Genomic DNA, 6239 nt, shown 5'->3' on the forward strand with positions numbered 1-6239 from the left:
TCATTAGCAGGTCATTCGTTAAGGGATCTTGTAAATGAAATTAATGTTGAAAATATTTATATTAATGTTCGTACTGTTCAACATCCTAGTGGTGAGATTCGTGGTCAGTTATCTTCTTGTTGTTGCTGATTCTATAAGAGATAGTCTTTCAATAGTAGCAAAAGCGAGGGAGTGTCATGTGAAATAAGGAAGCATCCATCTGGGTGCTTTTTGTTTTGGAGGAGGATGAAGAATGAAACTAATTAAACAAGAACAAGCCGTGATTATCGGCACATTCATTTCAATGTTAGGACAGGAGCTTGTGAATGAGCGTATCGATAAACGGAAATTAGAAAATGTAATTCCAATCTTTAATGGGTTGGAAGACAATACAACACCAAAGCAAAGAAGAGAAGCGATGGTTAGTTTGTTAGATAAAACTATGGATGAATTTTTAAAGAAGTAGAAAGAAATGAAAAGCACAGCTGCAGCATCATCTGTGTGAGATAAGCAACTGTGCATATGAAGTGTAAAAAAAGTCCATTATAACCATAATTGGTATTCGGAATGTTAGGGTACTTTTACTATAACAAGAAACAGACAAGTCTAGAATCGTAAATATAACCTTTTACAAATGTAAAAGGGAAGGGATAAAGAACAGTTGTATAATTTATAACAAAGGGAAATAATGGTGTAGGTTTAATAGGAAGTATACAACATGTTCCTTATCCTTCATGGAGTAACTGAAAGGATGAAGCGCATACATATTCATACATTTCAAAGATGTAGAATAGCTAATTGGGGTCATTCAATGTACAAAGCCGTAGTGAAAGTTCTTCATCCACTCTTATTATTTGTTAATTTTGGTTTTGTATACCAATAAAAATGAATATAAATTAGCAAATGCCCAAATGGTATTTGAATGAGAACAGATAAGACGAGGAGTGGAGAAGATGGAACATATTGAAACAGAGGTACAAAAGAAAATTGATGCGCTCGGTCTAAGTCCTTTGGACGATATAATTTATCATAGATATTTTAAAAATCGAACGGTAGTAGAAATGGATGAACTTCAGTTTAAATATTATAAAATGTATGGTCAACAACCTATGTTCTATTCAATGACTCATCTTATGGATTCGACAATAGAAGAATTAGTAAAGAATGATGAAAAGAATCAAAAACAATTCAATCCTTCCTTTTTTATGAGATTAAAAAGAAGGGTTGATAGATGGTTGTTTAGAGGAGTAGTTCGAAAGTAGAGTGGTAAAGAGAGATTGAGAGAATGAGAGAATATAAAACAAAACAACAAAAACGTAAGTTCTATGACAGTAGGGCATGGAAACAATTGCGAGAAGAAGTAAAAAAGCGAGACAATTATGAGTGTCAGGAATGTAAACGAAATGGTCGTGTACAAACTGATACCAATGAGTACAGTGAGCGTGCCAAGCGTAAGAAGATTCAACTCGTTGTCCATCATATAAAAGAACTAGGACATCATCCAGAACTTGCATTAGAAATAGATAACTTAGAAACAGTCTGTGTGGATTGCCATAATAAAGAACACGGTAGAACATTCAAAAAGAAACCGAACAAATGGGAAAACGATGAAAAGTGGTGAAAATGATTCAGGGATAAGGCCCCCCGGTTCGAAGGTTGGGCTTTTTTTCGTCTAAGGGGCACCGGAGGAGGGGGTTAACTGTCAGGTTTTTTTGCTAAATTTACGCACGTAAGGGGGGTGGTGACTGTGAAGAACAAAGCGAAAGTAAAAAGAGAACTATTAAATCGAATAGATGAAGAAAATAGCATTCAAGTTGAGAAGGTTGAGAGGTATTTAAACCTCTTAGAATTGTACTATCAATTGGATGAAGCTATTGAAGAGTTTGGAACAATGATTACTACAATTAACGGATCGCAAAAGTTCACCAAACCAAACCCAGCGATTGCGGAGAAAAATAAAATTAACAGTTCATTAATTGCATTAGGAAAGGATTTAGGATTAGATTTTAATCCTCCTAAGATTGATAATTCTAATACTGGATATAGCAAAAGTGATTTAACATGATTAAGCAAAAGTATGTGGAAGAATACATTGAGTTTTATCGATCCGGAAAGGTAAAGTTCAACAAAGAAAGAGAACTGTTAATTAATTATCTAGAAAAATACGTTTTAAACAGAGACGATTTGTATTTTGATGATGAAATGATCCAGGACTGTATCAACTTCGGTGAGAAGTGGTATTTTCCTTTGCAGCCATTTCAAAAATTCTTAATAGCATTCGTTTTTTTACTTTATAAGAAGAATGGTCGTGTATTTTATCGCAAGTTCTTGTGGATGTTAGGACGCGGTGGTGGTAAAAACGGTTTAATATCAGTTATCGCTCATTTTTTAATTAGTGAATTGCATGGGATACCTGAATATAACATATCTGTTGTTGCAAATAGTGAAGAACAAGCGAAGACAAGTCCTGATGAAGTAAAGAAAACGGTTCGCAGACATGAAACTTTAAAAAAGGCTTTTAAAGCAACTGAAACACAAACTACTTCAAGAGCTACTGCAAGTGTATTGAAGTTTAGAACATCAAACGGAGATACAAAAGATGGTTTGCGAGACGGTGCGGTTGTTTTCGATGAAATACATCGATATGAAAGCAATAAAGATGTCCGCGTCCACATCAGCGGTTTGGGGAAAAGAAAGAATCCACGCGAGTTTTATATTGGTACAGATGGGTATGTACGAGACGGTTTCTTAGATAAATTAAAAGAAAAAGCAATGAAAATTTTAAAAGGCGAAGCACGTCCAAACGCTGTCTTTCCTTTTATTTGTAAGCTTAATGATGAAAAGGAAGTTGATGATATTGATAATTGGGAATTAGCTAATCCTATGTTATCGCAGCCACTAAGCGAGTATGCTGAGGGATTACTTGAAACGATAAAGGAAGAATATGAAGATTTAGAGGATGATCCAAGTAACCGAGAAGAATTTATGACAAAGCGTATGAACTTACCAGTTACAAATCTAGAACGATCTGTTGCAAAATGGTCAGAGATTCTTGCTACAAACCGTCCGTTCCCTGATTTACATGCTCAAGAATGCATAGGAGCGTTAGACTTTGCGAGTATTCGAGATTTCGCAGCATGTGGTCTTTTATTTAGACAAAATGGTGAATATATCTTTAAAACTCATTCCTTCGTACGAAAAGAATTTGTTGATATCTATTACGGGTATTCTAAAAAAGCAGGCGAGTTCAAGAAACAAAAATTCGCTCCAATCAAAGAGTGGGAAGAGCAAGGTTTGTTAACAGTTGTGGACGAGCCTACTATTAATCCTCAACATATTGTTGATTGGTTTGTAGCAATGCGCGAGCAATATGGAATCAAAAAAATTATAGCTGATAACTTCCGTATGGAAGCAATAAGACCGCTATTAGTAGCAGAAGGGTTTGAAATAGAAGTTATACGAAACCCAAAAGCTATTCATAGTTTATTAGCTCCACGTATTGAAATGGCATTTGCAAATAAACAAATTATTTTTGAAGATAATCCGCTAATGCGTTGGTATACGCAAAATGTGTTGGTTGTTATCAAAGCTGATGGAAATAAAATATACGAAAAGAAAGAGCCCATTCGTCGAAAAACAGATGGGTTTCAGTGTTTTGTTCATGCTCTTTATCGGGCGGATGAGATACAAGAAGCTACTGACTTTGTTATAGGCAATATTAAATTCTAATAAAGGGGGTGATAACCATTGGATGGTTAGGTACAGTATTTAAAAGAAATAAAGAATTAGAATTTATGTTGGATCTGGACATAATAACTGATACAGCAAACAGGCTTCATATGAAACGCTTGGCGATTGATACATGCGTATCATTTTTAGGAAGGACGATTAGTCAATCTGAATTTAGAGTAAGGAATGGTAAATCATTTAAGAAGGATGAGCTTTATTATCGATTAAACATAAGACCAAACAAGAATATGACCGCAAGTACCTTTTGGGAACGGTTTATTCGCAAACTTATTTATGATAATGAGTGTTTAGTTATACAAGCAGATGATGGTGATTTACTTATTGCAGATGGATTTCAACATAATGAGTACGCTGTTTTTGAAGATACTTTTACTGATGTAAGGGTTAAAGATTATACGTTTAAGAGAAGTTTTAAGCAAAGCGAAGTTATTCATTTGAAGTATCGGAATGATAAATTATCTCCACTTATTGATGGATTATTTGCAGACTACGGAGATTTATTCGGCAGGATATTAAACTCTCAAAAACGTAAAAATCAAGTTCGTGGTACGGTTGATATGGATATGATTGGTGCCAAAACTGAAGAACAAATAGCAAAGTTACAAGAGTTTATAGACAACATGTATAAGTCAATTGGTTCGAAAGATATAGCTATTGTTCCACAGCAAAAAGGTATAAATTATAACGAGATATACAATGGTGTTGCGAATGGTCCAAGTGTGGAAGAAATTAATAAAGTAACAAATGGTTTCTTAAATCAAGTAGCTATGGCAATTGGTATTCCTATAGCTTTGATATATGGAGAAATGGCTGATGTAGAAAAGCAAACGAAAAATTATATGCTTTTCACAGTACGACCATTATTAAAAAAACTATCTGATGAAGCGAATGTTAAATTCTTCGAAATGAGTGAATATCTTTTGGGACAAAAAATTGAGGTTAAGGCGGTTTCCTATCAAAGTATATTTGAGCTGGCGACAAGTATTGATAAACTCATTTCTTCAAGTGCATTTACGGGGAATGAAATTCGTTCGGAAGTAGATTATGAAGAGTCGGATGATCCAAACCTAAATATCCATCATATTACGAAGAACTATACAAAATTAAATGACTCTGAAGGGGGTGAGAATACAAATGACGGTGAAAATTGACGTGAAAGGACCAATTATTTCGAATGATGAAGCGTGGATTTATGATTGGTTTGAAATGGATGCTGTAAGCCCAGGTAAAATTTCAAAAGAACTAACTAATGCCAATGGTGATGATTTAATTGTATCGATTAACAGTCCTGGTGGTTATGTACACGAAGGGTCAGAAATTTATACAGCATTAAAAAATTATCCTGGTAACGTGGAAGTTCAAATTGTTGGTTTGGCTGCAAGTGCGGCTTCTGTTATTGCGATGGCTGGTGATAAAGTCCGAATATCACCTACAGCACAAATTATGATTCATAATGCTTCAATGTGGAATGGTGGAGATCATCGTGACATGGAAAAGGCAGCTGAAATGTTGAAAACGACAGATAGTGCAATTGTAAATGCTTATGTCATTAAAAGCGGTAAATCAGAAGAGGAACTACTTAATATGATGGCTGAAGAGACTTGGATGGGTCCGCAACAAGCATTAGAAAATAAATTTGCGGATGAAATCATGTTTATGGAGAATACAGTTAAAATGACAGCTTCAAGCGCCAGTTCTTCCATGATTCCGCAAAAAGTAATCGATGGTTTTAGAAACGGAACACTGAGAAAGGAAAGATCACAAGGAATTACAAAAGAAGATTTAAGCGCAGCTTTATCAGGATTAAAAAATGAGATTCTGAATGATTTACAACTGAATACAAATCCCAAAGGGCCTATTCAAGTTCCTGTTAAACCGAAACAGAATTTGAGTACGCTCTTTTTAAATTTAGGAGGAAAATAAAATATGGTTATTAAGTTTAATAATTTCGAAGATAAAAAACTAGCTTTTGCAAAAGCGACACAGGAAGGTACAGCAGAAGAACAAACAGCAGCGTTAAATTCCATGATTGAAGCACTTGCTACAGATGTTCGTTCAGATATTTTAAATCAAGTGAATGAATCAATGGTAGATCGTTCTATTATGCAATCTCGTGGTGCTAATGTATTAACAAGTGAAGAAATGAAGTTCTTTAATGCCGTTGTTGAAGAGGGTGGCTTTAAATCTACTGAAACTTTACCTAAAACAACACAAGAGAGAATTTTTGATGATTTAGTTCAAGGTCATCCGTTACTAGAGCATATCGGTTTAGAGAATTTAGGAGCCGTGACAGAATTTATATATGGAGATCCAGATGGTGCAGCTGTATGGGGACCGTTATTTGGTGATATTAAAGGGCAATTAAATGCTGCATTCCGAAAAGAATCAATTACTCAACTGAAATTAACAGCATTTATTCCATTAGCAAATGATATGTTGAAGCTTGGTCCAGTATGGGTGGAACGATATGTTCGTACTATGATTACAGAAGCAATGTCAGTAGGTTTAGA

General features: G+C 34.9%; 8 protein-coding genes and 1 pseudogene. All 9 read left to right on the top strand.

What is annotated here, in order from left to right:
• Positions 1–129 (top strand): CHRD domain-containing protein (locus tag PDL00_RS34435; protein WP_270733825.1); only part of this gene is annotated, 129 nt, incomplete at its 5' end.
• Between the two features lie 103 nt (positions 130–232).
• Positions 233–445, top strand: a complete 213-nt coding sequence (locus tag PDL00_RS34440; protein ID WP_006914581.1) for a hypothetical protein — start codon at positions 233–235, stop codon at positions 443–445.
• A 487-nt stretch (positions 446–932) separates the two neighbouring features.
• Positions 933–1241 carry a hypothetical protein gene (locus PDL00_RS34445; protein WP_061656728.1) on the top strand — a complete coding sequence of 103 codons (309 nt, stop codon included), beginning with the start codon at positions 933–935 and terminating at the stop codon, positions 1239–1241.
• Positions 1242–1264: 23 nt separating this feature from the next.
• Positions 1265–1600, top strand: a complete 336-nt coding sequence (locus tag PDL00_RS34450) for an HNH endonuclease (RefSeq protein WP_078187444.1) — start codon at positions 1265–1267, stop codon at positions 1598–1600.
• A gap of 126 nt (positions 1601–1726) precedes the next feature.
• A complete protein-coding gene (locus tag PDL00_RS34455) occupies positions 1727–2044 on the top strand; it encodes a P27 family phage terminase small subunit (RefSeq protein ID WP_006914586.1) in 318 nt (105 codons plus the stop codon).
• Positions 2041–3708 carry a terminase TerL endonuclease subunit gene (locus PDL00_RS34460; RefSeq protein ID WP_270733827.1) on the top strand — a complete coding sequence of 556 codons (1668 nt, stop codon included), beginning with the start codon at positions 2041–2043 and terminating at the stop codon, positions 3706–3708. The genes PDL00_RS34455 and PDL00_RS34460 overlap by 4 nt, the downstream gene beginning before the upstream one ends.
• An 8-nt stretch (positions 3709–3716) precedes the next feature.
• Positions 3717–4880, top strand: a complete 1164-nt coding sequence (locus PDL00_RS34465; protein WP_098487495.1) for a phage portal protein — start codon at positions 3717–3719, stop codon at positions 4878–4880.
• On the top strand, positions 4864–5652 hold the full coding sequence (locus PDL00_RS34470; RefSeq protein ID WP_098214552.1) for a head maturation protease, ClpP-related: 789 nt from the start codon (positions 4864–4866) through the stop codon (positions 5650–5652). Before PDL00_RS34465 ends, PDL00_RS34470 begins: the two co-directional genes overlap by 17 nt.
• Positions 5653–5655: 3 nt before the next feature.
• Positions 5656–6239, top strand: a pseudogene (locus PDL00_RS34475) (phage major capsid protein); the annotation flags it as partial.

It is taken from the genome of Bacillus cereus group sp. TH152-1LC (assembly GCF_027710505.1).
In the GTDB taxonomy this organism is placed as follows: Bacteria; Bacillota; Bacilli; order Bacillales; family Bacillaceae_G; genus Bacillus_A; species Bacillus_A mobilis.

Coding starts and splice junctions, on each gene's coding strand:
- PDL00_RS34470 (WP_098214552.1), top strand. CDS start 4,864: ATGACGGTGAAAATTGACGTGAAAGGACCAATTATTTCGAATGATGAA.
- PDL00_RS34460 (WP_270733827.1), top strand. CDS start 2,041: ATGATTAAGCAAAAGTATGTGGAAGAATACATTGAGTTTTATCGATCC.
- PDL00_RS34445 (WP_061656728.1), top strand. CDS start 933: ATGGAACATATTGAAACAGAGGTACAAAAGAAAATTGATGCGCTCGGT.
- PDL00_RS34450 (WP_078187444.1), top strand. CDS start 1,265: ATGAGAGAATATAAAACAAAACAACAAAAACGTAAGTTCTATGACAGT.
- PDL00_RS34440 (WP_006914581.1), top strand. CDS start 233: ATGAAACTAATTAAACAAGAACAAGCCGTGATTATCGGCACATTCATT.